The sequence below is a fragment of the Polyangium mundeleinium genome, from assembly GCF_028369105.1.
Taxonomy (GTDB): Bacteria; Myxococcota_A; Polyangia; order Polyangiales; family Polyangiaceae; genus Polyangium; species Polyangium mundeleinium.
Map to the genome: position 1 here is coordinate 11432415 of NZ_JAQNDO010000001.1, position 24268 is coordinate 11456682.

Consider the following 24268-nt stretch of genomic DNA (forward strand, 5'->3'; position numbering starts at 1 on the left):
ATGACGATCGGGCGCGGGGTGCGGGCCTTCGGCGTCACGCAGCGCGGGGTGCGGTTCGAGAACGACGATGCCTTCCGCATCCTGAGCGGGCCTTCCGGCCACGTGTGCGTCGTGGCGGACGGGATGGGCGGACATGGGTCGGGGGACGTCGCCTCCGGCTTCACCGTCTCCCTCACGACCGACCTCCTCGTCGCGCCGGGCGAAGGCCCCGCGCCCGATCGCATTCGCGCGGCCATCGACGCCGCCAACCGAGAGCTCTACCGCCGAAACATCACGAACCGGTGGCTCGGCTGCATGGGCACGACGGTCGCGCTCCTCTATCTCCCGCACGAAGGCCAGATTGCCCACGTCGCGCACGTCGGCGACAGCCGGGTCTACCTCTATCGGGAAGGCGCGCTCCGGCGCCTCACCGAGGACCATACCCTCCGCGGTTACTTGCAGGCGAACCCGGAGGTGCGGGCGAAGCACGGTGACATGAAAGAGGACGAGCTGCCGCTCGACAACATCCTCATGCGCAGCCTTGGGACCACGGAGACCGTGGAGGTCGACCTCACGGAGGTCGAGGTTTGTCCGGGTGATCGGTTTCTCCTTTGCACCGACGGCCTCTGGGAGCAGGTCGGCGAGCCCCGTATCGCGGAACTCCTCCAGGAAGGAGGGGACGACGTGGAGGGGACGTGCCGGAGGCTCCTCTGGGGGACGCAGACCCCGCCAGGAACAAACCGGACGGACGAACGGTTCGGCGCGGACGACGTGGCGCTGATCGTCGCGCGAGGGTGTTGACTTGCGCCCCGTCTCGGACGTAGCGTGCCCCTGGTCTCCTTTCAGGAAAGGATCCGGTCGTGCAACAGAATCCCGGTTATGGTGGTGGCTACGCTGGTGCGCAGGCGGGCGGCGCTTCGTTCCAGGTCTTGACGATCGATGCCGGCTGCGGCGGCACCATCGAGCACAGCAAGATCGCCGATCTGTCGAACCAGATGGCGGCGCAGGGCTTCGTGCTCGACAAGGTGTTCATGGACGTCCGGAGCGCGTTCGGCCCGTTCTGCCCGAAGCGCTGTGCCGTGCTGGTCTTCAAGCGTGGCTGATCGCTCATCCCCGCGTAGGCTCGAGCTCGCGGGGGTGCCTCCGGCTGCGTTCGCGCTGAGCGAACTCGGCCGTTATCCTTCCTTCGCTCATCATCCGACCTGCGGGCGGCACGATCATCACCTCGTCCGCCCGTTTGGCGTGCCCTTGTGCCTGGGCTGTGCCTGCATGTACCCCGGCATCGCGGTCGCGCTCATCGCCCTTTTCTTCGTTTCACCTACGCACGACGTGGCGACCGCTTTCAAGGTCGCCATGGCGGCCCTCGGCTGCGCCGTGCCGACCTTCTTTCAGCCCTTCATCCAGCGCCGCTGGTACAAGATCCCCGCGCGATTCGTCCTCGGCGTGGGCTTTGGCCTCGTCATCGGCGCCGCCTGGCTCCTGCCGAACACCCTTTTGGGTTGGGCCATCCGCGCCGCGCTCGTCGTGACGACCCTCGGCCTCGGCACGGCGGCATTACGCCTCCGCGCCAAACGCCTTGACGACCCGTGCAAGAGCTGCCCCTGGGGCACCTTCCCGGTCTGCGCGCACAACCTGCCGGCGCTGCGTCGCATCCGAGAGCAGCAGGGGCCCGACCCGTTCGTCGACTCGCTCCTCGCGGAGCTCGAGCCCCTCGCGCCCTACCCGCCTCGCCTCGGCGAAACCCCCCCGGTCCCGCGGCCGGGCCAGTTCCAGTTCCACGCCCCGCCGCCGAACCTCTGATCGAAGCGAAGATCAGGTCTCCGTCCACGGATCGGAGCGCTTCGCGATCCACCCGGCGACCTTCGGCCAGATCTGCTTCGGGCCTTTGCTCGACGTCGACAAACCGATGTGACCGACGGGGAAGCGCATGATCTCCTTGTCGGTGGAGCTCACGATCGTGTTCAGGATCTCGCTCGATTTCGGGGGCGCAATCGTGTCGTTGTCGGCGATGATGTTGAGCAGCGGGACCTTGATCGTCGAGAGGTCCACGGTCTGCCCGGCGACCTTCATGCGGCCGTTGCAGAAGTTGTTGTACTGGTAGCAATCCTTGATGTATTGCCGGTAGATCTCGCCGGGGAACTGCACGTTGTCCGAGGCCCAGTGCTCCATGCCGAGGAACGTGGTGACGAAGTCGGGGTCGTCGATCCGGCGGAAGACCTCGAGCCATTTCGTCATGCGCTGGACGGGCGCCATCGACGAGAAGCCCGTCTCCATGAGCTCGATCGGCACGTTGCCGTAGGCGTCGACGAGCGCGTCCACGTCGAAGCGGTTCGGCTTCGTCCATGCGGCGAAGACGCCGCCCTCGTGGAAATCGACCGGCGTCGCCTGCGCCACGAAATTGCGGAGCCCCTGCGGGTGCAGCGCCGCATAAGCGAGCGCCATCGTGCCGCCCATGCAGTAGCCGTACATCGTGAGGTCCTTCGCGCCGCTGAGGCGCAGCGCCCACTTCACGGCGTTCTTGACGAGCACGTTGAGGACGTTGTCCCAGCCCATCCGCCGCTCGGCCGAGCCGGGCGTGCCCCAGTCGATCGCGTAGACGTCGAAGCCCTGGCCGACCATGAATTCGATGAGGCTACGGCCGGGCAGGAAGTCGAGGATGTAATACCGGTTGATGAGCGAGTAGACGAAGAGGATCGGCGTCGCGTGCTTGCGCACGGTGGGCTCGAAGCGGAGCAGGCGCATCTTGCCGTTCGTGTAGACCACCTTGTGCGGGGTCGGGGCGAGCGGGGGCTCGCCGACGTCCGCGGCGCGGAGGATGAACGGTTTTACGTAGTGGTACGGGCTCATCGAGCCCTTCTGCGCGGCGTGCAGGATCTCGCGCGAGAGCTCGATCTGTCCCTCCACGAAGGCGCGGAGGCGCTGGGTGGTCGATTGCGTCGTCATGGCTTGTTCCGTCCTTCTCCTCGTCAGGAGGGGCGACCGGTCGCCGCGCTGCCGTTCGTGTTCGTCCGCGGAGCCTCGCCCCCTTGCGCCAGGGCACGGCTCTTTTCGAGCGCCTCGATCACGGCTTCGAGCTGGTACGAGAGCGCCTCGATCTGGTTCCTGACGTCGCGCACCTCTTCGCGCAGATCGTCCATCTCCGTCGTGGTGGGCAGGCGGAAGAGGTGGAGCCAGTTCTCCTGGGCCTCGACGTACGCGGCGCGGGCGCGCAGGGCGCGATTCAAGGCGCCGCCCACGAGGTTCAGGTACCGCTCGCTGCCACCGAGGCGATCGAACGCCTTGGTCATGCCCTTCTCGGCGGCGACGAACGCCTTGCCCGTCGGCGTCTCCGGCCCGAGCCAATGCCCGAGGCCCTTGACCACGCGGGTCAAGAGCTTGGGTTCCTTTTTCGCCACGGCATCCTCTCCCTCTCGCGCGCTCACCGCGCGTACTTCTCTTTCAGCTCTCTCTTCAAAATCTTGCCGGCCGCCGAAATGGGCATCGCTTCCACGAAAATGACCGATTTCGGCACCTTGTATTTCGCGAGGTGGTCACGGCAATGGGCCAGGATCGCCTCCTCGGTCGTGCTCTCTCCGGGCTTCGTGATCACGATCGCCCGGCCGACCTCGCCCCATTTCTCGTCGGGAACGCCGATGACCGCGACCTGCGCCACGGCCGGGTGCTCGTAAAGGACCTTTTCGATCTCGGCGGGGTACACGTTCTCGCCGCCCGAGATGAACATGTCCTTCTTGCGGTCGGCGATGTAATAAAACCCGTCCTCGTCGACGCGCGCCATGTCGCCCGTGTGGAACCAGCCCCCCGCGTCCACGGACGCCGCCGAGGCCTCGGGATTGTTGAAATACCCCGAACACGCGCTCGGTCCCTTCAGCACGAGCTCGCCGACCTCGCCCACGGGCAAGGGGCGGTTGTCGTCGTCGACGATCCGCGCGTCGATGAAATAATTCGGCTTGCCGATGCTGCCGGCCTTCGCCTCGGCATATTCGGGGTCCATCGAGAAGATCCCCGGGCCGAACTCGGTCATCCCGAACCCCTGCTTGAAGACGACGCCGTGTTTTTCCCGGTACGCGCGGATGAGCGGCACGGGCAAAGGCGCGCCGCCGCTCGTCAGGAAGCGCAAGGACGATAGCTTCGCCGATTCGAACCGCGGCGATTGCATCATCATCTGGTATTGCGTCGGCACGCAGAAGAGCACCGTCGCCTTCTCGCGCTCGATGAGCGAGAGCATGTCGTCGGCGGTCCATTTGCGCATGATGACCACCGTCCCGCCCAGCGTGAGCAGGGGCAACGTGTAGACGAAGAGCGCGCCCGTGTGGAACATCGGCGTGTGCGTGAGCGTCACGTCCCCGCGCGAGAGCTCGTGGACCACCGTGTTCAGCGTGTTCCACGCGATCATCCGGTAGGAAATCTTCGCGCCTTTCGGCAGGCCCGTCGTGCCGCCCGTGAAGAGCAGGCAAACGATGTCCTCGGCCTCCACCGCGTCATTTTTCACGGGCCGCGCCTCGCGCGCCTGCACCGTCTCCCCATACGGGCGGCTCCCCGCGATCCCCTCGCCGTCGAGGTGCAGCCACGTCTTGACGGACGCGCACGCGGAGAGGCCCGCGATCTCGCCGATCCCGGCGCGGAAATCGTCGCCGAAGAGCATGACCTTCGGCTCGGTCTGGTAGACGAGCTCGGCGATTTCACGCGGATGGCTGCGCCAATTGAACGGCACGAGCACCGCGCCGAGCTTGGCGCACGCGAAAAACGCGTCGAGGAACTCGACGCCGTTCATCGCGAGGATTCCGACGCGATCGCCCTTCGCGACCGCGGCCTCGTCCCGCAGGAAGCCGGCGAGCCGATTCGCGCGGCGGTTCATTTCGCGATACGAAAAGCGGCCCGCGTCCCCCTTGGCCACGTCGACGACGGCGAGCGATTCCGGGAAATACCGCTCACCGCGCTCCATCCAGTCCCCGATGTACATGCTCTTGTTCTCCGCTCGCCGGCGCGTGCTTTTGGTGTTTCGCCCGGACAGAGCCGAGCTTACGCGAGCTCGACGTGGCTTGGAAGGCCGCTCAAAGGAAGGGCGCGCCGAACGTGTCGCCCGCGCGCTCCGTTGCTTCGCGCGCCATCCGCTGCCATTCCGCGGCGATACGCGCGCCGTAGAGGAGCGACGCCTGGCCGATGCGCGCCATGCCCCGCAGCACCAGCCCGATCTGCGCCGCGCCCGCCGTCTCCAGCGCGTCGAGCCCCTCGAACAAGTCCGCGTGCGCGCTCCGTCCCGGGAGGACTTCACGGGTTTGCTGCACCTGCGAATCCACTTGTTCGCTCATCTCGTGCTCCTCACCCTTGCAGGATCGCCCTGCATTTCAGGCCAATCCCGTCCGTTGGGAGCCGAACCTAAACCCCGCCTTTTGCCGTGTCAAGCGGCCTTTGTTGCACTGCAACAACGCTCAAGACTCGCGGCGCTTCTTGGAGACGATACGCTTGAGCTCGTCGAGCTCGCGGCGGAGCGCGGCGATCTCCTCGGCCTGCTCGTCGCGTTCGTTCGTGTCGGGCGGAGCGACCTGCTCCTCGGGCTCGGGATCCCGCGGCGAGGACCACGGCGTGCTCTTGCCGCCGCCGAGCATCGCGTTGAGGAAAGGGAGCGCGCCGAGGGGGCCGATCGGAAAGACACGCGCGCCCTTCTTCGCGAGCAAGTAGATGTCGAGCGCCCAGATCACGGTGCGCTCGAAGAACTCGGCCAGCGCGTCGTCGCCCATGCGGATGAGCTGGCGCAGGAGCGGCACCGGCAAGAGGCGCGCGGCGCCGCGGCTCTCCAGGATGATCTGCGCGAGCGTCGCCTGCGTCAGGTCGCGGCCCGTCTTCGCGTCGACGACCTCCACATCGTCGCCACGCCGGACGCGCGCTTCCACCTCTTCGAGCGTGACGTAACGACTCGCCTCGGTGTCGTACAGCCTCCGGTTGCCGTACTTCTTCACGACCATGCGGACGGTCGTACACCCCGATCGTCCAGATCGCAATCGCTTGTTGCGACGCAGCAATGCACGCGAGCCATTCCAGCGCGCACGCGGCTTTGCTACGCAGGGCGCCATGCATCTCGGCGACTGGCTCGGACGACGCGCGGCGTTAACCCCGGACAAGGTAGCGCTGCTCGACAATGGAGCAGGCGGGCGGGCCGTGACGTACCGAGCCTGGGATCGCACGGCGAACCGCACGGCGCATTTCCTCCGGGAGAGGCTCGGGGTGCGGCGCGGCGACCGGGTCGCGGCGCTCGCGATGAACGACGTCGTGATGCTCGATCTCTGGTTCGCCTGCGGCAAGCTCGGCGCGATCTTCACGCCGCTGAACTACCGGCTGACGCCCAGTGAGCTCGGTCAGTACCTCGCCGCGACGACACCCGAGGTGCTCGTGTACGGGCCCGAGTTCGCCGCCACGAGCGAGGCGCTGCGGCGCGAGGCGAGCTTCGTCCCGCGCATGTTCGTGGCGACGCACGGCGCGTCGCGGGCGCGCGGGGACGACGTGGATCTCGGCGAACGCGACGCGGCCGCGGACAGGCCGCCGCCGGCGTTGCAAATCGGCTGGGACGAACCCTGGGTGCTCTGCGGGACGGGCGGGACGACGGGCACGCCGAAGGCCGCGATGCTGACGTACCGGTCGATCACCGCGAACGCGGTGAACACGATCTCGAGCTGGGGTCTGTCGTCCTCGGACGTGGCGCTGCTCAACGCGCCGCTCTTCCACACGGGCGGGCTCAACGTCTTCACGGCGCCGCTCGTGCTCGCGGGCGGCACGTCCGTGGTCTGTCGCGCCTTCGATCCGGACGAGGTGTACACGGGCGTGCGGGATCAAGGCGTGACGGTGTTCTTTGGTGTTCCAACGATGTTCCTCTCGTTGTCGCAGCATCGCCGGTTCGCCGAGGGCGAGCTCCGGAGCTTGCGCATCTGCATCAGCGGGGGTGCGCCGTGCCCGGAGCCGCTCTTCCACACGTACTGGGAGCGAGGGATCGACCTGAAGACGGGCTACGGGCTGACCGAGGCGGGGCCGAACAATTTCTGGCTGCCGCCCGCGGACGTGCGTCGCAAGGTGGGATCCGTGGGCGCGCCGCTGTTTTTCGTGGAGGCGCGGGTCGTCGATGCGGCGCGTGAGCCGGTGCGTCCGGGCGAGGTAGGCGAGCTCGAGGTGCGCGGTCCGCACGTCTTCGGCGGCTACTGGGGCCGGCCCGAGGAGACGGCGAAGGTGGTGGTCGACGCCTGGTTACGGACGGGAGATCTCGCGCGCTGCGACGACGAGGGGCATTTCTACATCGCGGGCCGCAGCAAGGATCTCCTGATTTCCGGGGGCGAAAACGTGTATCCGGCCGAGATCGAGGCGGTGCTCGCGGCGCACCCGTCGGTCGCGGAGGTGGCGCTCATCGGCGTGCCGCACGAAAAATGGGGCCAGGTGGGCCGGGCGATCGTGGTGCTCGCCGCGGGCGCGTCGCCCGACGCGGAGTCGATCCTCGCGCACTGCCGCGCGCGGCTCGCGAAGTACAAGGTCCCGCAGTCGGTCGTGTTCGCGGATGCGCTGCCGCGCACGGGCGCGGGCAAGATCGACAAGAAGGCGCTGGAACAACGACACGGCTGAGCGCCGCGCGTGATCAGGCGGTGGCGCGCGGCGGGAGCGCGGCGCGCACTTGATCGACGAGGTGCGCTTCGGGCAGGTGCTTGGGGACCGCGCCGTGCACGCCCATCACCTTCGCGAGGCGCTCGAGCGGCCCGGGCTCCATGTTGCTGCAGAGCAGCACCTTCACCGCGCCGCGGCCAAAGGCGTCGCGGATCATGCGGACGAGCAGGGGGCCGTCGAGCTTCGGCATGTTGACGTCGAGCAGCACGACGTCGCAGACCGTCTCGCGAATGGCCTGCAAACTGCCGAAGGGACCCCGGTGAAACCGTGCCGAAAACCCCGCGCTCTCCAGGGTGCGCACAGCGCTTGCGCCGAAGGCCGCGTCGTCGTCGATGATCAGGATGCGCGGCATCGGACCGTCCTTCCGTGCGCGTTCCTCGGCGCACCCGACCAAGCTCACCGCGCCGTGCCGACGAGCGCGGCCTTGTTCGGGCCGAACCACCGAGAACCGTTACGCCCCTCCGACCCCGAGGTGGCTTACTTAACGGGCGTCAGTTGTATGGCGCCTGGTCATTGCGGGTATCGCTCCTCCGCTGGGGCGTCAAGGGCGTTTTCCAGAACGGGCGGTTTGTTCAACGTGCGGCATCGGACCGGCGGGCGCCCCTCAGAGGCACGAGGACGGCGTCGACGAGCGCTCGGGCCTGGGGTATGGCTTGCCCGTCGCCATGACGTTCCAAGACATCATCCTGACGCTCCAGCGCTTCTGGGCCGAGCGCGGCTGTCTCATCGTGCAGCCCTACAACTCCGAGGTCGGCGCAGGCACGTACAACCCTGCGACGTTCCTCCGCGCGCTCGGACCGGAGCCGTGGAACGTGGCCTTCGTGGAGCCCTCGCGGCGGCCGTCGGACGGCCGCTACGGCGAGAACCCGAACCGCGCGCAGCAGTTCCACCAGTTCCAGGTGATCCTGAAGCCGAGCCCGCTGAACATCCAGGAGCTCTACCTGGAGTCGCTCCGCGCGCTCGGCACGGACCCGCTGCAGCACGACGTGCGCTTCATCGAGGACGACTGGGAGTCGCCGACGCTCGGCGCCTGGGGCCTCGGCTGGCAGGTGTGGCTCGACGGGCAGGAGATCTCGCAGTTCACCTACTTCCAGCAGATCGGCGGCATCGACTGCAAGCCGATCTCGGGCGAGCTGACGTACGGGCTCGAGCGCATCGCGATGTACCTGCAGGACAAGGACAGCATGTACGACCTCGACTACTCGCGCGCCGGCGGGCACGTGGTGCGCTACGGCGAGCTCTACCAGCGCGCCGAGTGGGAGTGGTCAACCTACAACTTCGAGGAGGCCGATGTGGAGGAGCACTTCGCGGCCTTCGACAAGTGCGAGTCCGAGGTGAAGCGGCTGCTCTTCCGCGGCGTGGACGCGACGGCGAAGGGCGCAAAGCCCGACCCGAAGAAGGCGCTCGTGTTGCCCGCGTACGACTTCGTGGTGAAGGCTGCGCACCGGTTCAACGTGCTCGACGCGCGCGGCGCGATCAGCGTCACGGAGCGGCAGAGGTTCATCGGTCGCGTGCGCGCACTCGCGAGGCTCGTGGCGGAGAGCTATCTGGCGCAGAGGGAAGCGCTCGGGTACCCGCTGATGCCGAAGGTGGCCGAAGCGGCGGAGTAGCAAGCGCGGAGGTTGGCAGCCGGAGGGCGGTTGGGGCAGAGTGGCGGCGTATGGCTGTCAACCCCCGGATCGTCCTCTCGGAACAGCTGAAGTTGCCGGCGCGGACGGCGCGGGATGTCCGGGCTGCGTGCAATCCTCGCATCGAACTCGCAGGGAATGATCTGCGCGAGTTGCGGGAAGACCTGTCGAGCGTGCGCGGCGGAGATCGTATCCGTCGCATGGAGGAGTGCATCCGCGGCGCGCTCCCCGGGGACTATCAAGTCCAGCTCCTCAGCGGTCATCCCGGGAGCGGGAAGTCGACCGAGCTCCACTGGCTCGCGGGCGAGCTCAAGAAAAATAATAAGGACAACGTCGAATATCATCCGCTCGTCATCGACGTGCAGGACTACCTGAACGCCCGCGATGTGCAGCTCCCGGACTTCATCACGGCCATCTTCACGGCCATCCTCGATGATCCGCTGCTCGGCAAGCTCGTGAGCACTTCGGCGACCGCGAAGAAGATCTGGAAGGATCTCACGGCGTGGTTCAACGAGATCGGGATCACCCTGGAGGCAGAGGTCCCCGTCGGAAACGCCAAGGTAAAACTCGGCGTCTTGAAGTCGCCGACCGTCCCCGAGCGCTTCCGCGGGGTGAGCCACAAGCACATCATGTCCCTCGTGGAGGGGCTGAACGAGTTGTTGCAGGCGCTCCGGCCGCCGCTCGCGAACCACGGCACGGATGACGTGGTCATCATCGCGGACAACCTCGAACGGATGGAGCGGCTGCCGCTCCCGGACGGGACGAAGCGCACGACGCACGACCTGTTTTTCCTGGAGCAGCTCCCGCTCATCCAGGAGGTCGCGGTGCACCTCATCGTGACCGTGCCGGTGTCGCTGCATTTCACGCAGGGACGGCTCCGACAAGCCTTCCGTAGCCCCGGCGACGTCGTGCTGCCCATGATCGCGATCCGCAATCGAGGAACGGACCAGCCGAACGAGGCAGGCGTGGCGGCGCTGGAGCGGCTCCTCGCGCGCCGCATCGACTTCGACGTGGTATTCGCGGACAAGGCGGCTCGTCGCCACGCGATCGCCGAATCCGGCGGCTGTTTGCGGGATCTGCTGAAGATCGTGGCGCAGGCGGCGCTCATGAAGCCGGAGCTCAGGCTCACGCAGGCCGACGTGGACGCGGCCGTGAAGGAGTACGTGGGGGGAATGGAGCGGTTTCTCCAGGGGAAAGGGTATCTGCGCAGCCTGCATCACGTCGTGCGGACGGGCTCGTTCCCGGAGAACTTCGACGACGACCTGAGGCAACTCCTGCTTCATGAGCTCATCGTCCTCGAATACAATGGCGACACGTGGTTCGATGTCCATCCGTTCGCGAAGCGGACGCGGGCGTTCCGTGACGCGGGGACATGATCCGCCTTGCGCTCGATATCGACGCGGATGGGCGGGCGGACGCGTTTTACCGGGCCATCGCGTGGAGTGATTCGTTTTCTCTGATCTTCGTGCGGGTCTCGTCGACGGCGGTGCGGGACGAGCTGCTCGGGCGGATGCGGGAATGGTCGGGGCAGGGGGAGTTTCCCACGCTCGTGGAGGTGGTGCTCCGGGCGTCGGAGTGGCCGTTCGAGCGGCTCCAGGAGCTCCGGCTGAATCTCGACCAGCGGCACGTGGTGGTGCTGATGGGGCTCGAGCAGCACGCGATGGGCGACCGGGTCTCACCGGCGCTGGCGAGCTTCAACCTTGCGCGCGATCTCTTGCCGGGAGTCATCCCTGGGCCGCTCGTGATCCTGGGGTTCGGCGAGGTGTTCACGTCGCTCTCGGCGAGCGCGCCAGACTTGACGAGCTGGCGGACGTTCGAGATCAGCGTGCGGGCCGAGGAAGGGCCTGCGAGCGAACCGCCGGCGAGGATGTTGCCGTACGAGCCCCCGGATCCGGACGCCGCGGCGGAGGTGGAGAGGTTATCGGGGATCTTGCAGGGAGTGCTCGAACGGAGGACGGGGCATTCGGCGCTCGAGGCGGCGCGGTTGCGGCTTCGGCTGGGGAACGCGCTCGTGCGGGCGTACCGGTACGCGGAGGCGGACGAGGAGCTTTCGCGGACGGTCGAGGCGTTCACGGCCGCGGGGCAGGACGAGGAGCGTGCGGAGGGGTTGTTCTGGTTGGGGCAGTGCGCGTACCGACGCTCCGATCACGACGCCGCACGCGCTCGCTACGAACAGGCCCTACAGCTTTGTCGAAAGGTCGGCTCCGTCCTCGGCGAGGCCAGCTGCATCAAGGGCCTCGCCGACATCGCGCTCCGACGCTCCGATCACGACACCGCCTGCTCCCGCTATGAGGAGGCCCGCCCGCTGTTTCGAAAGGTCGGCTGGCTCCTTGGCGAGGCCAACTGCATCAGGGGCCTCGGCGACATCGCGCTCCTTCGCTCCGATCACGACACCGCCCGCGCTCGCTACGAAGAGGCCCTACAGCTTTATCGAAAGGTCGGCGCCGTCCTCGGCGAGGCCAACTGCATCAAGGGCCTCGGCCACATCGCACTCCAACGCTCCGATCACGACACTGCCCGCGCTCGGTACCAAGAGGCGCTCCTCCTCTACCGAAACGTCGGCGACGTTCTCGGCGAAGCCAACTGCATCAAGCGCCTTGGTGACATCGCGCTCCAACGCTCCGATCACGACACTGCCCGCGCTCGGTACCAAGAGGCGCTCCTCCTCTACCGAAACGTCAGCGACGTTCTCGGCGAGGCCAACTGCATCCAGCGCCTTGGTGACATCGCGCTCTACCGCTCCGAGCACGACACCGCCCACGCTCGGCACGAAGAGGCGCTCCCCCTCTATAGAAATACAGGCGACGTACTCGGCGAGGCCAACTCCATCAGGAGCCTCGGCGACATCGCACTCCATCGCGCCGATTACGACACAGCCCGTGCTCGCTACGAAGAGGCACTCCCCCTCCACCGAAACGTAGGCAACGTTGTCGGCGAGGCCAACTGCATTCAGAGCCTCGGCGACATCGCGCGCCATCGCTCCGATCACGACACCGCCCGCGCCCGCTACGAGGAAGCCCTGCCGCTCTTTCGAAAAGTCGGCGACGTCCTCGGAGAGGCCAACTGCATCAAGCGCCTCGGCGACATCGCGCGCGCAGATGCCGAGGACGACACGGCGCGCGCCCGGTTCGAGCAGGCCCTCCGGCTGTACCAGCGCATCGCCGAGCCCTTCTCCATCGGCTGGACCCACGCGCACCTCGCCGCCCTCGCCCCCACCGAAGCCCTCCGCCAGCACCATCTCGACGCCGCCCGCGCCGCCTGGTCCAGCATCGGGCGCGACGACCTCATCGCAGCCCTTCCGCTGCCCTAACACGCAGGGCGACGACGCCCTTCGCGAACGTGTCCGCCCCCTCCGCGAACGTGACCGCGCCCTCGGCGAACGGGTCCACGCCCTCCGCGAACGGGTCCACGCCCTCCGCGAACGGGTCCACGCCCTCCGCGAACGTGACCGCGCCCTCCGCGAACGGGTCCACGCCCTCCGCGAACGGGTCCGCACCCTTCGCGAACGGGTCCACGCGCTCCGCGAACGGGTCCGCGCCCTCCGCGAACGTGTCCGCACCCTTCGCGAACGGGTCCACGCGCTTCGCGAACGGGTCCGCGCCCTTCGCGAACGTGTCCGCACCCTTCGCGAACGGGTCCGCACCCTTCGCGAACGGGTCCACGCGCTCCGCGAACGGGTCCGCGCCCTCCACGAACGTGACCGCGCCCTCCGCGAGGGCGTCCACGCGGTCACGCGTCGGGAATGAAATCCCGCCGCGTGCAGATCGAGACCACCGGCAACCCCGCCGCGCGGATCGCCTCGGCCCCACCTTCCAGCCGATCCACGATCGCCACCACGCCCACCACGCGCGCGCCCGCCGCCGTGATCTTGTCGACGGCCTTCAGCGTCGACCCGCCCGTCGTGATCACGTCCTCCAGCATCACGACCGACATCCCCGGCACGAGCGCGCGGTCCCCCTCGATGAGCCGCTTCGAGCCGTGGTCCTTCGCCTCCTTGCGCACGTACAGCGCAGGGAGCGGCCTTCCGCGGACGAAGCTCGTCAGCGAGACGGCGCTCGCGAGCGGGCAGCCGCCGAGCTCCACGCCCGCGACCGCGTCGCATCGCGGCAGGCCGTCGAGCGCGTCGAACATGAGCGCGCCGAGGAGGAAGTGCCCCTCGGCGGTCAAGGCCGTCTGCTTGCAGTCGATGAAAAAGTCGCTCTCGCGCCCGGAGGCGAGCACGACTCGTTTACGTTCAAACGATCGTTCGCGGAGCAGCTCGACGAGCCGCTCCCGCTCGGTTTTGCTCACTTCGCGCCCTTGCCGCGCCTGATCTGCGCCTTGGCACCCTTGGGCACCGCAGGCACGACCGGGGGCGGGGGGCCGCCCGAATGTTCGGCAGGCGCGCTCTCCGGCGCTTCCTCGCCCGCCGCGAGCTCAGGCTCGGCCGCAGGCGCAGGAGGCGGCGCAACGGGCGCAGGCGCAGGCGCAGGGCGCGCCGGGGCAGGCCGAGGCGCAGGCGCAGGACGGGCCGCAGGCGCAGGCGCAGGGCGGGCCGCAGGCGCAGGCGCGCGGGCCGGGGCCGGCGCGGGGCGCGCAGGCGCGGCGGCAGGGGCCGGCGTGGCCGCACGACCACGCGGGGCCGCCTGTGCAGGCGCGGCCGCGGCGGGCTGCGGGGCGCGGACGGGCAGCGGGGCGCCGGTCGAGACGTTGCCTCGCACGAGCGCGCCGGGCCGGATGCCGATCTGCGGCGCGCCGATGTCGCCGACGACGCGCGCGCCGGGCTCGAGCACGACGAGCTCGGTCGCCGACACGTTGCCCGCGATGGCGCCGCGGACGATGATGCGGCGGCCGGAGACGTCGCTCTTGACGAGCGCCGTCTCGCCGATGAGGAGCTCGCCCTGGACGGTGACGCTTCCCTCCACGAAGCCGTGGAGGTCGAGGTCCCCGTCGCCGCGGATGGAGCCGCGGATCGTGGTCCCGCGGCCGATGGTCGAGGGGGTCGTCATCGGCTTACACGTCCATGTCGACGTTGCCCTTGAACGAGGCACCGTCCGCGATGGTCAGCCGCGCCGCCTTGACGTCGCCGACGAGGCGTCCGCCGGTGAGCAGATCGACGCGATCCGAGGCGCTCACGTTGCCCGTCACGTTGCCGCCGACCGAGAGCGACGAAGCCGCGACGTCCGCTTCGACGACCGCGCCTCCCTCGACGGTCACACCGCCGTCGACGCTCAACTTGCCGCGCACCGTGCCGGCCACGACCACCTCCTCGTCGGAGGTGATCTCACCCTCGATCGTGATGCCGCTGCCGATGATCGTACCCGCCACCTTCCACGCTCCCTCGCCGCGCGCGCCGCAGCACGTTCGTGTTCCTCGGAAAAACTTTTACCGACCGCCGGCGCGGCCACCCGTGAGCTCGGCCGGCAGCTCGAAATCTGCCTCGATCCGCCCCGCAAACTCGGCGCCTTCGTCGAGGCTCACCTCGGTCCCGCCAAGGTTGCCCGAGACCTTCGCCGACGCGCGGATCGCCACGGGGCCACGCGCCGAGACGTCGCCGGTCAAGGTGCCGGCGATCGTCACGACCGTGGCCTCGACGTCGCCGTTAACCTCGGCGCCTTCTTCGATCAAGAGCTCGCCCGTGAGGCTCACGCCGCCCTCGACGTGGCCCTCCACGCGCAGATCTCCCTCGCCCACGACGCGGCCACGCACGCGCGTGCCGCGCCCGAGCACGGAGCCGCTCGTATCGAGATCGTTCTCTTGCATCGCTGGCGCTCGGACCATGGACCTCTTCTCCACGTTCGCGTCCGCCACGGCGAAACACGCGCGGGGCGGAAAGCGCGCGCAAGCTACTCCAAGGCGATCCGGCCCGCAACGCCTGTCTGTCGGGGCCGTGCGCTCCGCGGCAAGCGAAGCGTCCCTCGCGGAAACATGCCACCATGCGGCCCGTGCCTTCCGCGACCGTACGGCTCGACGCACCCACCACGACCTTGCGCGAGATCGCCAAGGGCTCCGCGTGGCTGCTCGGCACCGCGGCGGCCGTGCGCCTCGCCGAGGTCGTCGTCGGCCGCAATCCGCTCGTCGCTGCGCTCGTCGGCGCGATCATCGTGGACCTCGGGACGTACCGCGTGGGCGTGCGATGGGACCCGGATCCGAGCACCGGCAAGGAGCCACGAGCGCGCGCGTTCCGCGGGATCGGGCTCGGCCTCGGCGTCGCGCTCGTGCTCGTGGCCGTGCCGCTCCTCGTGGCCGTGCTCGCGGGGTTTGCCACGGTGAGCGCGGGCAGCCCGTCGAGCTCGCTGGGGTTTGCCCTGCTGCGCGCGGCGGCCGTGGCGACGCGGGACGAGCTGCTCTACCGCGGTTTGCCCCTCGTGGTCGCGACGCGCGCGGGGCTTGGTCCGCGCTTCGGGATCGGGTACGCGGTGCTCGCCGGTGTCGCCGCGCTCGCGCTCGTGCCGGGTGCGTCGTGGGAGGCGCTCGTGCTCACGGCCGCGCAGGGCGCGCTCTTCGCGGTGCTCTGGGCGCGCACCGGGGTCGCGTGGGCGTCGGTCGCGGCGCACGCGGGCTTCCTCCTGTTCGCGGGCGTGGGGCTGCGCGGCGGGCTCCTCGACGTGACGTGGAAGAGCGGGCTGCTCGGAGACGGACCGCGCGCGCGGGGTGGGGTCGCGCTCGTGGCTGCGGCCGTCGCCGTGGGAATGGCGATCGCGGCGTGGAAGAAACTTCCGGCGAGGGCGGTCGAAAAAGCGGACGCGTAGAGACGTTTTCCAACGTAATGCGACACGGGCAGCGCGGAGCGGCGACGGACGTCGTAATCGTGCGAGTTGTATCCGAGCCGGAGGCTTTACGGGAGCGGCGGGATCGGATACCTCGAATGGTATGGCTCTCTCGGGCGGCTCGATACAGGCGACGCACGTGCGTGGTTTTGTTGTGCAGGGGGCGCTCGCCGCGGCGGCTTGTTTCCTCGCCGCGGGCTGCAAGGAAGGTGGCGCCGAGCCCACCGCGGAGCCCGACCGCGCGACGATCGAGCCGGAAGCCAAGCCCGAGGCGAAGGAGGCCTCCGCCGCGCCCGAAAAGCCCACGCCAGCGGCCCCGGCCGCAAAGGCGCCCGAAAGCGAGGGAAAAGCTCTCGCGGCCCCGGCTCCCGAGGCGCCCAAAGCAAAAGCCGCCGACCCGGCACAAGCGGACGCCGCCAAGAAGGCGGCTCCCAGCGCCGCGCCCGAGCCTGCGGCAGCGCCCACGCCTGCCGCCACGCCCGATCTTCCGCCTGCGATCGCCGCCGCCCCAGCGCCCACGCCCGAGCCGCCTCCGCCGCCGCCGGTCGTATCCCCAAAGGTGGGCGAACAGAGCTTCAGCCTGTGGATGCAATCGTCGGGCCGGTACAAGGCCGGGCAGCAGGGCTTTGTCGAGGTGGTGCTCGTCCCGAAGGGCGATTTCCACTGCAATCAAGAATATCCGTACAAGATGAAGCTCGGCGCGGCGCCCGCGGGTGTCACGTATCCCACGCCGATCGTGCGGACCGAGGGCGTGAGCGTCTCGGCGAGCCGCGCCGTGATGCGCGTGCCGTTCGTCCCGCAAAATGCCGGCGACGCGCAGGTGTCCGGCAAGTTTTACTTCTCGGTCTGCACGTCCGAGCAATGCGTGATCGACAACCGCGACGTGGCGGTAACCGTAAAAGTGGAATGATCCGCGCCGCTTATGGCTTCTCCACCTTGATCCGCGCGTGCCCCGTCGCCGCCTGTCCGCTCCCCGCGGCGAACACCTTGATCACGTAGTCACCGACCTCGACCGGCAGCTTCACGCGAAACTCCGCGCGGCCTTCATGCAAGGCTCCTTCGAGGCGCGTGATCACCTTGTCCGAGGCCGCGGCATAGGTCTTTCGGAGCACCTCCCACGCCTTTTCCTCGGGCATCGCCTCCAGCTCGGCCTCGCCCGGGACCTTCGTCCGCACCACGCTGCGCTTCGTCTCGACCGTGAGAAGGGCCGTTCCCGCCGGAATCCCGGAGGCCTCCACCGAAATCGCCACCTCGGCGCTCGGCGCGCGTGGCGCGGGCCCTCCCGCGAGCTTCACCACGGCGCTCGCCGGGTATTGCAACACCGTCGCCGGATCGCCGAGCAGGTTGTAGAGGCCCAGGTGCTCCTCCACGAGCTCCTCCGGATCCGATTGAAAGAGCAGCGGCGCGAGCGGGACCTCCCCCTCGTGCATTCTCCGCTTCGTGGTCACGAGCCCCTCCCCGATCGTCGGCGCGCGCTCCTCGACGAACGTCTGCACGATCGCCTCGCCATAAAGCGCATTCGGGTACGGGTGGCTCACGCGGCTCGACGCAAACGCGGCGATCACGCCCTCCGGGTTCATGACGAGGGCCTCCGCGATGGAGCGGCGCCCGCTCCCGAGATCAAAAAACCCCGTGCTGCACGTGATCGCCACGAAAAAGGGCTTGCCGTCGGGGATACGCACATGCGCCAAGTCCATCATGTCCCCGACGCTGTACCGAGCACCGTTGAAGCGGACGGTGTCGAGGAACATCGGCGACCCGTGGCCGACGTACCCCGCAATCAGCGCGCCCGCGTCGAGCCGATCGACGAGCCGATGGCGAAGCTCCGGGAAAGGATACGCATACGGCGACCCCGCCTTCGGGAAAACGATGTCCACGTCCCAGTCGTAGGGGACCTGCTCGTCCAGGACACGCGTCATCCTTCGCTCGATCAGGAGATCGGCGACCGGGCCAAACCGCGCCGGTGCGCTGAAGAGCGAGATGCTGCGGCGCCACGCGCGCTCGGGGCGTGCCGTCTCGTAGGCGACCACCTTCTTCGCAAATTCGCGCGCCTCGTCCGCGGTCCGCGCCGGCACCCGGCCGACGGCGAGCGCCGTGGGCGCTCGCTGCGCCGAGAGCTCCGGTTGTCCGGGCGCATCGACGTGCGCGAGGGCGTACGGGAAGTCCGTCGCATAACTCCCCTCCATATGACGCAAGAGGCCGCGATCCTCTCCCTCCAGATTCTCCTCCAGGAACGCATACTCCCTGATGTCCTCGTCCTCGTAGTGGATCTTTGTCCGGTAAAACGTCGGCACGAACGAGGACCCGTCGAGCGACTCGCCATACCCCGGCGCGTCCCCGACGAGCAGGACGAACCGAAGTCGTTTCCCCGCATGCGACGCGACCTGCCGGATCGCCCCTTCGATCTGCTCCGGCGACGGCGCGCCGCCGCCGTTCGGCCGGGCGATCTCTTCGAGCGAAACCCGCGCGACCCGGAGGCCCCGCGCCTCGCGGTGCACGAGCAGCGGCTCGATTCCTTCGAGCAGCACGCGAGGACCTATCGCGACGTACTCCACGTCTGCGCGTACCTTCGTCGCGGCGGTTTTTCCCGGGAACGCAGATGGGTCCCCCGGGGCGGCCGCGCCGCAGCCCACGAGCCCGAGGAACGCGGCGATCCGTGCGAAACGACGAACACGCATCACGCGCAGTCTACCCGGACTCCCGGCCTTCCGGGAAGGGCCTGTCATGGTACGATCGCTCCCGTGCGTCGTTCGAGGCCGCGCCCGTGGGCCTTCAGGACGGACACGCGTTCTCCGTACCCGGCGGGCTCAACTTGCGCGAGATCGCGCCGCCACCTTTGAAGTAGAGAGCCGCTCGATCACGGCCGCGAGCTCGCCCGGATCGAGCGGCTTCGCCACGTGCGTGTCGAATCCATGCAAGAGCGCGCGCGTCCGGTCCTCCGGGCGCGCGTACGCCGTGAGCGCGACGACCGGCGTCGTGCTCCCCTCCGCGGGCGACGAGCTGCGGAGCTCCTCGATGAAATGGTAGCCGTCCTGCCCCGGCATGCCGATGTCGCACACGACCACATCCGGCCGCGATTCCTTGATTTTCCCGAGCCCCTCGGCGGCGCTGCCGGCCACGAAGACCGTGGCGCCTCGACTCGACAGGTAGGACGCAAGCAGTTCGAGCAAGTCCGGCTCGTCGTCGATCACCAGAATCCGGTGACCTTCGAGGCTCGGACCCAGCGCCGGCCCGAAGCCATAGAGCGCTGACGAGGCGCCGGGCGACACGACGAACGAATCCCGCATTCGCGGCAGCCGGACCACGAAACGCGCGCCTTTGCCTTCGCCGGGGCTCGTCACCTCGATCGCGCCCCCGTGCAATTCGACGAGGTGGCGCACGATCGCGAGCCCGAGCCCGAGGCCGCCATGGGCGCGCGTCGTGCCCACGTCCGCCTGGCGAAACGGCTCGAAGATGTGCGGCAAAAACGCGGACGGAATGCCCTTGCCCGTATCCTCCACGGCGAGCTCGACGTGGCTGTCGTCGCCCAGCAACGTCACGAAAATCTGCCCGCCCGCCGGCGTGAATTTCACCGCATTCGAAAGCAGGTTCCATACGACCTGCTGCAGCCGCGCCGGATCGGCGCGCAGCGGGGGGACGCCCGCGTCGAGCGCCCGGACGATGTCCACGCCTTTTGCCGTCGCCGCGGGCCGCACCACGTCGAGCGCCGCTTCCATCACGGCGCTCGGATCGACGTCCTGCACTTCGATCCGCATCGATCCTGCGAGGATCTTCGTCACGTCGAGCAGATCGTCGATGAGCTGCGCCTGGGCGCGCGCGTTCCGCTCGATCACCTGCAGCGCCTTGGCCAGCGTCTCCGGCGGCGGCGACCTCCCGCGCAGGATCGTCGCCCAGCCGAGGATGGCCGTGAGCGGCGTGCGCAATTCGTGGCTCATCATGCCCAGGAACAGGTCCTTCGCGTGGTTGGCCTCCTCGGCGCGCCGCATCTCGGCCTTGGCCATGTCGAAGAGCTGGCCCCGCTCGAGCGCCTGGCCCGAGAGGCGCGCGAATGTTTGCATTTCGCGACGATCGTCGTCGTCCGTGAAATGCGGGGGCGCGTCGTACAGGAGCCCGAGCGCCCCGAGCTGGCTTCCGCCCGCGCGGATCGGCAGGACGAGCAGGGCCTCCGTGCCCAGGACGCGCCGCGCGAATTCGGGGTACCTCGCTTCGAGCGCAGCCCGATCACGGAAAAAGATCGGCGTATCGACGCGCACCGCGTCGGTCAGCGGCAGCTCCTCGACGAGCGGCAACCGCCGGCCGAGCCAGAGCGCGCGCATCTCGTCGGGCCAGCCCTCCATTCGCACGACCTCGAGGAACCCCTGTTCCGCGACGACCTTCGCGAACACGCCGCGCGAGGCCCCGAACGCCGCGCACCCCGCCGTCACGATGGCGTCGATCACCTCGCGGTTCGTCTGCGCGGCCGAGAGCTTCGCCGTGAACGCCTGGAGCCGCACCATTCGTCTTCGCTCCCGCTCCGCCACTTCGTAGAGGCTCGCGAGGGCCGCCTCGTTGCGCTTGTGCTCGTCGATGTCCGTGAGCGCGCCGAACCATTGCGCGGGTCGCCCGTCCGGGCCGAGCAGGGGCCAGGCGCGCGAGAGGAACCAGCGATACTGGCCGTTCACCCCCCGCACCCGCACCTCGCATTCGTAAATCTCTCCTGTCTGCTGGCTGCGCGCGAACGCGCGCGCCGCCCTCTCGCGGTCGTCGGGATGAACGTGCTCGACCCAGCTCACGTTCCGGGCGGTCCCGATCGTCCGACCGGTATATTCCACGAATCGACGATTGTAATATTCGGGTCCGTCCGGACCCCATATCCATACGAGGTGCGGCAGCGCCTCGGCGATCGGGCGCAGATTCGCCGCGCTCAGCGGGGCGCTTCTGTCCGAAACGGAGGATTCCCCTGGTTGCGCGTCCAGCAAACGCTGGTTCTCCCGTCGCAGATGCTCGATCTCGCGCTCCAGCGATCCGGGCTCGTGGGTCCTCCTCCGGCATGGCGGCCGCCCTCAGGGTCATTGCATTTCGACGCGGCGTCAAGCGGGCGCGCGGGCCGCGGCGCTCCATTTCGGCGGGGGGGGTTCCAGCAAACGAACGCGTCAGTGCTTTGGCAGACGCAAGCGCGCTTCCCAGCCGCTCGCGCGTGGCTCTTCTGGATCGAGAAACACACGCTCGCCGACGTCGTATGCGAACCAGCCGTTGACCTGGCAAAGGTGCGAGAGCACGGGCACGGGGTTGCCGCCGCCGGCGACCTCGACCTCGACCCGATCCACGACGTCGCCGGCGGACAAGGCGAGCCACATCGTGTATTCGCCTTCGTCAAAGGTAGCCCTGGACGGATCGGACCAGTCGACGTCGCAAAGCAGGGACGAAATCGACGCGCGCACGTACGCGGGCGACCCCATGGGCCGGGCCCGAAAGCCCTGCACGAGCTCGTCGGGCGGCGGGTGACCGTCGAAATTGAACAACACGACGCGCCAGCTCACCTTTCGATGGGTAGCATTTGCCACCACGACCACCAAGACGAGGTGCGCATGTCGCTAGAACCGAGCAGCGGGGCCAGGCGGGACGAGGGCAATGGGGGCGTCCGGGAGACGCGCAGGCCGCAGGAAGGCGCGCGGATTCATCCGCCCGGGGTGTCGTGCGAAATCGAGCCCGTGGTGCAGGCGCTCTGCGACCTGCCGGCCGCGACCATGCCCGAATCCGTCCTTTCGCTCGAAGAGCTCTCCGACCTGCACTCGTCGCGCGAGTTCATCCAGCTCTTGCGCTCGAAGAGCGTGGACGTCCGGCGCATCAAGGCGGCCGTCGATTACGAGAACGAGCTGGAGAAGCTCCAGGTCGAGCTCGTGAAGATGCAGCGCTGGGTGCAGGAGGAGGGCCGGCGGATCGCGGTCCTCTTCGAGGGGCGTGACGCGGCAGGCAAAGGCGGCACGATCCGGCGCTTCACGGAGTACCTGAACCCGCGGGCGATGCGCGTGGTGGCGCTGCCCAAGCCGTCGGACGAGGAGACGGGGCAATGGTATTTCCAGCGGTACATGCGCCAGCTCCCGAACCGCGGAGAGATCGTGTTCTTCGACCGGAGCTGGTACAACCGCGCCGTCGTCGAGCCCGTCAACGGGTTCTGCACGCAGGAGCAATACGAGCGCTTCATGCGCCAAGTGCCGGAGTTCGAGCACATGCTCGTCGAGGACGGCGTGGTGCTCGTGAAGTTCTGGTTCTCGATCTCGAAGGGCATCCAGAGCGCGCGGATCGAGGCGCGGCGCAAGAACCCGCTCAAGCAATGGAAGCTCTCGCCCCTCGACGGCAAGGCCGAGGCGCTGTGGGACAGCTACACGCGGTACAAGGAGATCATGTTTGGCCGGACGCACACGAGCTTCAGCCCGTGGATGATCGTGCAGGCCAACAACAAGCGGAAGGCGCGGCTCGAGAGCATCCGGTACGTCCTGTCGATCCTCGAGTACCAGGGCAAGCAGGACGCGGGCGTCTCGCTCGTCCCCGACCCGAACGTCGTGATGCGCTTCCACCGCGCGGCGCCCAAGGTCGACTGAACCAACGTCCGTAGGGTGCCCCACCTACATGCCCTGCAGGTTCGTCGTCGGGATTTTCACCGATGCGATGCCGCGGGGGCCGCCTGATCGCCAACCCTTCGAATTCAGGTCAGGAGGTGCCTGGCCCAATGCTTGCTCTATCTCTACGCGAGCGCCTGCTCCGGTCCCCCCCCCCGCCGTCGAGTAGGCGCTCTTTCTTTTTGTCCGCTGCAAGCCGAGACGCCGCAGCGTGCGCCCGTGGACATGTTCGTCCGCCGTCCGCGCGCGCATCCGTCCGCGCCGCAGCCGCGATCCACCGCGATCCTCCCGATGCGCGGGTCGGGCGGGCCCTCGTGATCGCCTCGCGTGCGCCCGCAGGCCGCTCCGGTCCTGCATGGTTGTCGGCGCGTGGTTGCAGGGTTGAAGGGCCGAGCGGGTCGAGTAGCGTCAACCCCTCGAATTCAGGTCAGGAAGTGCCTGGCCCAGAGGTTGCTCTATCTCTACGCGAGCGCCTGCTCCGGTCCCCCCCCCCGCCGTCGAGTAGGCGCTCTTTTTTTGCCTTCGCGTCAGAATCGTACGCAACACAACACGCTGTCGCGCATTGCGTTGGACGCGGGTTGTCTGGGTAAACGACGCGCCGCGTGCGAAGCGTGTATCGCGGCGATCGCGCAAGTCGCTGCGCTTTGGGCGCCACGCGGGCCCCGAAATCCCCGCAAAACGGCCGGTTCGTCGCGGGAGCGGTTCTTGCTCGGTGGGAGCCGCAAACGAACATGGTCCCAAGTACCAAGTCCGAAAGTTCCTCGTCCCCCCGCCGCGCCGCCGTCCTCGCCGCCCTCGTGGCCTCGATGGCCCTCTTGCCGGGGTGCAACCCTCAGGAGCTGGAGCGGCTCGTCGAGGCCCTCGTCCTGCTCGCCCTCGTCCTCCTCGTCGTGCACGCCCTCGTATGGGGCGCGATCGTCCTCGTCATCGTGAAAAACCTCGTGCACCTCGGGCGCGGCAAGCCGAGCCTCGGCTGGGGCGCGACGTCGATGGCGATCGGCGCCCTGACGGGCCTGCCCCGGCTCTTCTCGATCGTGGAGCACTTCCACGTCGGCGCGCTCGGCGCGCTCCTGCTCTCGGGCGCGCTTTGCTTCCTCGGCTACAAGAACATCGCCGGCGCGCGGGACCTCGCCCGCTGGCGCGCGATCGGCGGCGACCCCCCGAAAGACGCCTGAATCAGCGCGTCTCCTCGGCTTCCAGCACGCGCCCGGTGAGGGCCACACGCGAGCGGGGCAGGACGTCCAGCGCGACAGCCTCGCCGCCGCGGCAACGGTCGAAGAACCGGCCGCGCGTCACGAACCGCTCGCCGCCGACCGTGACGTACGTGATGGTCTCGCCGTATGCATTGCCTTCGCTCGTGATGCGCTCGATCTTGCCCGTGATCCGCCGTTTTTCGCCCGCGGCGAGGTCCGCGCTGATGAGGGCGACGAGGCGGTAGCCGAAGGTCCAGACGAGCAGGCCGACCACGATCACGAAGGCGATCGCGAGGCCGAAGAGGGCGGCGCCCTTCGAGCCGCGCCCCATGCCATCGAGGACGACCTTCAGGACGAAAAGGGTGCTCGGAATCGCGGCGATGATCGCGAAGCGGTTCGCCACGGAGCGGCGGCTCGCGAGCTGCATCGAGACGAGGGCGCGCTCCTCCTCGGTGAGGGGCGTGGGGGCATCCGTCATG

At 68.6% G+C, this 24268-nt stretch carries 26 protein-coding genes; 11 read left to right on the forward strand and 15 right to left on the reverse strand.

Going from position 1 to position 24268, the window contains the following annotated elements; all coding sequences use genetic code 11:
- From POL67_RS45075 to POL67_RS45085, 3 genes are all read left to right on the forward strand, one after another.
- On the forward strand, positions 1 to 780 hold the full coding sequence (locus tag POL67_RS45075; protein ID WP_271927571.1) for a PP2C family protein-serine/threonine phosphatase: 780 nt from the start codon (positions 1 to 3) through the stop codon (positions 778 to 780).
- Positions 781 to 839: 59 nt separating this feature from the next.
- Positions 840 to 1082 (forward strand): hypothetical protein, encoded by a 243-nt coding sequence (locus tag POL67_RS45080; protein WP_136930226.1) that lies wholly within the window; start codon positions 840 to 842, stop codon positions 1080 to 1082.
- Between the two features lie 166 nt (positions 1083 to 1248).
- The gene (locus tag POL67_RS45085; RefSeq protein ID WP_271927574.1) at positions 1249 to 1779 is read left to right on the forward strand and encodes a hypothetical protein; all 531 of its coding nucleotides are present in this window, start codon (positions 1249 to 1251) and stop codon (positions 1777 to 1779) included.
- Positions 1780 to 1791: 12 nt separating this feature from the next.
- On the opposite strand, the gene POL67_RS45090 is transcribed toward POL67_RS45085, so the two are convergent.
- The 5 genes from POL67_RS45090 to POL67_RS45110 all read right to left on the reverse strand — a co-directional run bounded on the left by POL67_RS45090 (position 1792) and on the right by POL67_RS45110 (position 5942).
- Positions 1792 to 2922: an alpha/beta fold hydrolase gene (locus POL67_RS45090; RefSeq protein WP_271927576.1), complete on the reverse strand. Its 1131-nt coding sequence runs from the start codon at positions 2920 to 2922 to the stop codon at positions 1792 to 1794.
- Positions 2923 to 2945: 23 nt separating this feature from the next.
- The gene (locus POL67_RS45095; RefSeq protein ID WP_271927578.1) at positions 2946 to 3374 is read right to left on the reverse strand and encodes a hypothetical protein; all 429 of its coding nucleotides are present in this window, start codon (positions 3372 to 3374) and stop codon (positions 2946 to 2948) included.
- 23 nt (positions 3375 to 3397) lie between these two features.
- Positions 3398 to 4939, reverse strand: coding sequence for an acyl-CoA synthetase (locus tag POL67_RS45100; protein WP_271927580.1), 1542 nt, complete (start codon positions 4937 to 4939; stop codon positions 3398 to 3400).
- Between the two features lie 91 nt (positions 4940 to 5030).
- Positions 5031 to 5288, reverse strand: coding sequence for a hypothetical protein (locus tag POL67_RS45105; RefSeq protein WP_271927582.1), 258 nt, complete (start codon positions 5286 to 5288; stop codon positions 5031 to 5033).
- A 120-nt stretch (positions 5289 to 5408) separates the two neighbouring features.
- Positions 5409 to 5942, reverse strand: coding sequence for a polyhydroxyalkanoate synthesis regulator DNA-binding domain-containing protein (locus POL67_RS45110; protein ID WP_271927584.1), 534 nt, complete (start codon positions 5940 to 5942; stop codon positions 5409 to 5411).
- Positions 5943 to 6048: 106 nt separating this feature from the next.
- Here POL67_RS45110 and POL67_RS45115 point away from each other — a divergent pair, with 106 nt between their 5' ends.
- On the forward strand, positions 6049 to 7581 hold the full coding sequence (locus POL67_RS45115; protein ID WP_271927586.1) for an acyl-CoA synthetase: 1533 nt from the start codon (positions 6049 to 6051) through the stop codon (positions 7579 to 7581).
- A gap of 13 nt (positions 7582 to 7594) precedes the next feature.
- On the opposite strand, the gene POL67_RS45120 is transcribed toward POL67_RS45115, so the two are convergent.
- The gene (locus POL67_RS45120; protein WP_136930218.1) at positions 7595 to 7972 is read right to left on the reverse strand and encodes a response regulator; all 378 of its coding nucleotides are present in this window, start codon (positions 7970 to 7972) and stop codon (positions 7595 to 7597) included.
- Positions 7973 to 8285: 313 nt separating this feature from the next.
- Between POL67_RS45120 and glyQ the strand changes: the two genes are divergently transcribed.
- The 3 genes from glyQ to POL67_RS45135 are packed head-to-tail and all read left to right on the forward strand — an operon-like array spanning position 8286 to position 12558.
- Positions 8286 to 9230 (forward strand): glycine--tRNA ligase subunit alpha, encoded by a 945-nt coding sequence (gene glyQ, locus POL67_RS45125; RefSeq protein ID WP_136930217.1) that lies wholly within the window; start codon positions 8286 to 8288, stop codon positions 9228 to 9230.
- A 50-nt stretch (positions 9231 to 9280) separates the two neighbouring features.
- Entirely contained in the window at positions 9281 to 10624 is a 1344-nt protein-coding gene (locus POL67_RS45130; RefSeq protein ID WP_271927589.1) for a hypothetical protein, read from the forward strand.
- Entirely contained in the window at positions 10621 to 12558 is a 1938-nt protein-coding gene (locus POL67_RS45135) for a tetratricopeptide repeat protein (protein ID WP_271927591.1), read from the forward strand. The genes POL67_RS45130 and POL67_RS45135 overlap by 4 nt, the downstream gene beginning before the upstream one ends.
- On the opposite strand, the gene POL67_RS45140 is transcribed toward POL67_RS45135, so the two are convergent.
- Genes POL67_RS45140 through POL67_RS45160 form a run of 5 tightly spaced genes read right to left on the reverse strand, consistent with a single transcriptional unit; the run spans position 12533 to position 15008 of the window.
- The gene (locus POL67_RS45140) at positions 12533 to 12973 is read right to left on the reverse strand and encodes a hypothetical protein (protein ID WP_271927593.1); all 441 of its coding nucleotides are present in this window, start codon (positions 12971 to 12973) and stop codon (positions 12533 to 12535) included. The genes POL67_RS45135 and POL67_RS45140 overlap by 26 nt on opposite strands.
- Before the next feature lie 4 nt (positions 12974 to 12977).
- The gene (gene pyrE, locus POL67_RS45145) at positions 12978 to 13538 is read right to left on the reverse strand and encodes an orotate phosphoribosyltransferase (protein WP_271927595.1); all 561 of its coding nucleotides are present in this window, start codon (positions 13536 to 13538) and stop codon (positions 12978 to 12980) included.
- On the reverse strand, positions 13535 to 14236 hold the full coding sequence (locus POL67_RS45150) for a bactofilin family protein (RefSeq protein ID WP_271927596.1): 702 nt from the start codon (positions 14234 to 14236) through the stop codon (positions 13535 to 13537). The genes pyrE and POL67_RS45150 overlap by 4 nt, the downstream gene beginning before the upstream one ends.
- Before the next feature lie 4 nt (positions 14237 to 14240).
- A complete protein-coding gene (locus POL67_RS45155) occupies positions 14241 to 14555 on the reverse strand; it encodes a bactofilin family protein (RefSeq protein WP_136968794.1) in 315 nt (104 codons plus the stop codon).
- Positions 14556 to 14612: 57 nt separating this feature from the next.
- Positions 14613 to 15008 carry a bactofilin family protein gene (locus POL67_RS45160; protein WP_271927598.1) on the reverse strand — a complete coding sequence of 132 codons (396 nt, stop codon included), beginning with the start codon at positions 15006 to 15008 and terminating at the stop codon, positions 14613 to 14615.
- 164 nt (positions 15009 to 15172) lie between these two features.
- On the opposite strand from POL67_RS45160, the gene POL67_RS45165 reads away from it, so the two are divergent.
- Positions 15173 to 15979 carry a CPBP family glutamic-type intramembrane protease gene (locus tag POL67_RS45165; RefSeq protein ID WP_271927599.1) on the forward strand — a complete coding sequence of 269 codons (807 nt, stop codon included), beginning with the start codon at positions 15173 to 15175 and terminating at the stop codon, positions 15977 to 15979.
- Between the two features lie 121 nt (positions 15980 to 16100).
- Positions 16101 to 16907, forward strand: a complete 807-nt coding sequence (locus tag POL67_RS45170) for a hypothetical protein (RefSeq protein ID WP_271927601.1) — start codon at positions 16101 to 16103, stop codon at positions 16905 to 16907.
- Between the two features lie 10 nt (positions 16908 to 16917).
- Here the strand turns inward: POL67_RS45170 and POL67_RS45175 are convergent, their stop codons facing one another.
- From POL67_RS45175 to POL67_RS45185, 3 genes are all read right to left on the reverse strand, one after another.
- The gene (locus tag POL67_RS45175) at positions 16918 to 18675 is read right to left on the reverse strand and encodes a C25 family cysteine peptidase (RefSeq protein WP_271927602.1); all 1758 of its coding nucleotides are present in this window, start codon (positions 18673 to 18675) and stop codon (positions 16918 to 16920) included.
- A gap of 129 nt (positions 18676 to 18804) precedes the next feature.
- Complete coding sequence (locus tag POL67_RS45180; RefSeq protein WP_271927604.1) at positions 18805 to 20955, reverse strand: hybrid sensor histidine kinase/response regulator; 2151 nt, start codon at positions 20953 to 20955, stop codon at positions 18805 to 18807.
- Between the two features lie 174 nt (positions 20956 to 21129).
- Complete coding sequence (locus tag POL67_RS45185; protein WP_271927606.1) at positions 21130 to 21516, reverse strand: hypothetical protein; 387 nt, start codon at positions 21514 to 21516, stop codon at positions 21130 to 21132.
- Between the two features lie 48 nt (positions 21517 to 21564).
- Here POL67_RS45185 and ppk2 point away from each other — a divergent pair, with 48 nt between their 5' ends.
- Complete coding sequence (gene ppk2, locus POL67_RS45190; protein WP_271927607.1) at positions 21565 to 22578, forward strand: polyphosphate kinase 2; 1014 nt, start codon at positions 21565 to 21567, stop codon at positions 22576 to 22578.
- Positions 22579 to 23393: 815 nt separating this feature from the next.
- Positions 23394 to 23771, forward strand: coding sequence for a hypothetical protein (locus POL67_RS45195; protein ID WP_271927608.1), 378 nt, complete (start codon positions 23394 to 23396; stop codon positions 23769 to 23771).
- A 1-nt stretch (position 23772) separates the two neighbouring features.
- Here POL67_RS45195 and POL67_RS45200 read toward each other — a convergent pair whose 3' ends face one another.
- Complete coding sequence (locus POL67_RS45200; protein ID WP_271927609.1) at positions 23773 to 24267, reverse strand: hypothetical protein; 495 nt, start codon at positions 24265 to 24267, stop codon at positions 23773 to 23775.
- Position 24268: the final 1 nt, after the last annotated feature.

Excerpts from the sequence above, each read along its gene's own strand:
- POL67_RS45110 (WP_271927584.1), bottom strand. The coding sequence starts at position 5,942 with ATGGTCGTGAAGAAGTACGGCAACCGGAGGCTGTACGACACCGAGGCG.
- POL67_RS45170 (WP_271927601.1), top strand. The coding sequence starts at position 16,101 with ATGGCTCTCTCGGGCGGCTCGATACAGGCGACGCACGTGCGTGGTTTT.
- POL67_RS45105 (WP_271927582.1), bottom strand. The coding sequence starts at position 5,288 with ATGAGCGAACAAGTGGATTCGCAGGTGCAGCAAACCCGTGAAGTCCTC.
- POL67_RS45100 (WP_271927580.1), bottom strand. The coding sequence starts at position 4,939 with ATGTACATCGGGGACTGGATGGAGCGCGGTGAGCGGTATTTCCCGGAA.
- ppk2 (WP_271927607.1), top strand. The coding sequence starts at position 21,565 with ATGTCGCTAGAACCGAGCAGCGGGGCCAGGCGGGACGAGGGCAATGGG.
- POL67_RS45150 (WP_271927596.1), bottom strand. The coding sequence starts at position 14,236 with ATGACGACCCCCTCGACCATCGGCCGCGGGACCACGATCCGCGGCTCC.
- POL67_RS45130 (WP_271927589.1), top strand. The coding sequence starts at position 9,281 with ATGGCTGTCAACCCCCGGATCGTCCTCTCGGAACAGCTGAAGTTGCCG.
- POL67_RS45175 (WP_271927602.1), bottom strand. The coding sequence starts at position 18,675 with ATGCGTGTTCGTCGTTTCGCACGGATCGCCGCGTTCCTCGGGCTCGTG.
- POL67_RS45085 (WP_271927574.1), top strand. The coding sequence starts at position 1,249 with ATGTACCCCGGCATCGCGGTCGCGCTCATCGCCCTTTTCTTCGTTTCA.
- POL67_RS45115 (WP_271927586.1), top strand. The coding sequence starts at position 6,049 with ATGCATCTCGGCGACTGGCTCGGACGACGCGCGGCGTTAACCCCGGAC.
- glyQ (WP_136930217.1), top strand. The coding sequence starts at position 8,286 with ATGACGTTCCAAGACATCATCCTGACGCTCCAGCGCTTCTGGGCCGAG.
- POL67_RS45090 (WP_271927576.1), bottom strand. The coding sequence starts at position 2,922 with ATGACGACGCAATCGACCACCCAGCGCCTCCGCGCCTTCGTGGAGGGA.
- POL67_RS45120 (WP_136930218.1), bottom strand. The coding sequence starts at position 7,972 with ATGCCGCGCATCCTGATCATCGACGACGACGCGGCCTTCGGCGCAAGC.
- POL67_RS45160 (WP_271927598.1), bottom strand. The coding sequence starts at position 15,008 with ATGGTCCGAGCGCCAGCGATGCAAGAGAACGATCTCGATACGAGCGGC.
- POL67_RS45075 (WP_271927571.1), top strand. The coding sequence starts at position 1 with ATGACGATCGGGCGCGGGGTGCGGGCCTTCGGCGTCACGCAGCGCGGG.
- POL67_RS45135 (WP_271927591.1), top strand. The coding sequence starts at position 10,621 with ATGATCCGCCTTGCGCTCGATATCGACGCGGATGGGCGGGCGGACGCG.
- POL67_RS45200 (WP_271927609.1), bottom strand. The coding sequence starts at position 24,267 with ATGACGGATGCCCCCACGCCCCTCACCGAGGAGGAGCGCGCCCTCGTC.